The 1,112-nt window shown below is 69.7% G+C and carries 1 pseudogene; it reads left to right on the top strand.

Features of this window, described 5'->3' with window-relative positions:
- Positions 1 to 1,112: pseudogene (locus AB0J58_RS45115) on the top strand (TraC family protein); the annotation flags it as partial.

Here is a 1,112-nt window from a genome sequence, read left to right as displayed (position 1 = left end):
CGCGCGGCTCGGCGTTCACCGAGTTCTACCTGCGCTTCTTCGGCCACCACCTGCGCGCTGTGGCCAAGCCCGGCGGCCTGTTCGAGGACACGGTGGTCACGCGGCTGCGCTGGCGCGGCCAGACGCGGCGCGTGCGCATGGTGGTGTACCGCCGCGCGAGCGGACAGGGACAGGCAAACCGCCGCGGCCAGACACCCGAGCAGATGCTGGGCATCGTCTGCGACCGCCTGTGCGGCGGCCTGGCGAACGCCGGCATCCAGGCCCGGCGCATGGTCGCGGCCGACGTCCACGACTGGCTGCTGCGGTGGTTCAACCCGCGCCCCACGCTGCTCGGGCCTGGGGTGGAGGACCGGGAGCGCTTCTACGCGTTGGCGCGCTATCCGGACAGTACCGAGGAAAGCGAGGCCGGCGAGATCGAGCTGGCGAGCGGGCGGGATTTCAGCCAGCGGCTGTTCTTTGGGCAGCCGCGCTCGGACGTGGCGCAAGGGGCCTGGTACTTCGACGGCATGCCGCACCGCGTGCTGATCACCGACCGGCTGCGCATGCCGCCCGGCACCGGGCACCTGACCGGCGAGACCCGCAAGGGGGACGCGATCAACACGCTGTTCGACCAGATGCCCGAGGACACCTTGATGTGTCTCACCATGGTGGCCACGCCGCAGGACGTCCTCGAATCGGACCTCAACCATCTGGCGAAGAAAGCTGTGGGCGAGACGCTGGCGTCGGAGCAGACGCTCAAGGACGTGCATGAAGCCCGCTCCCTGTTCGGCAGCGCGCACAAGCTCTACCGGGGCACTCTGGCGTTCTACCTACGCGGGCGCGACGAGGCGGAACTGGATCGGCGCGGCCTGGACCTCGCGAACGTGATGCTCAACGCCGGCCTGCAGCCGGTGCGCGAGGACGACGAGGTGGCGCCGCTCAACAGCTACCTGCGCTGGCTGCCGTGATGCTACTACCCCGGCAAGGACCGGCGCCGGTGGTACACGCAACTGATGTTCGCCCAGCACGCGGCGAACCTGTCGCCAGTATGGGGCCGCGCCCAGGGCACGGGGCATCCCGGCATCACGATGTTCAATCGCGGCGGCGGCCCGATTACGTTCGACCCCTTGAAC

It is taken from the genome of Streptosporangium sp. NPDC049644, from assembly GCF_040675205.1.
In the GTDB taxonomy this organism is placed as follows: Bacteria; Actinomycetota; Actinomycetes; order Streptosporangiales; family Streptosporangiaceae; genus Streptosporangium; species Streptosporangium fukuiense.
This window is presented reverse-complemented; position numbering and strand designations above follow the sequence as displayed.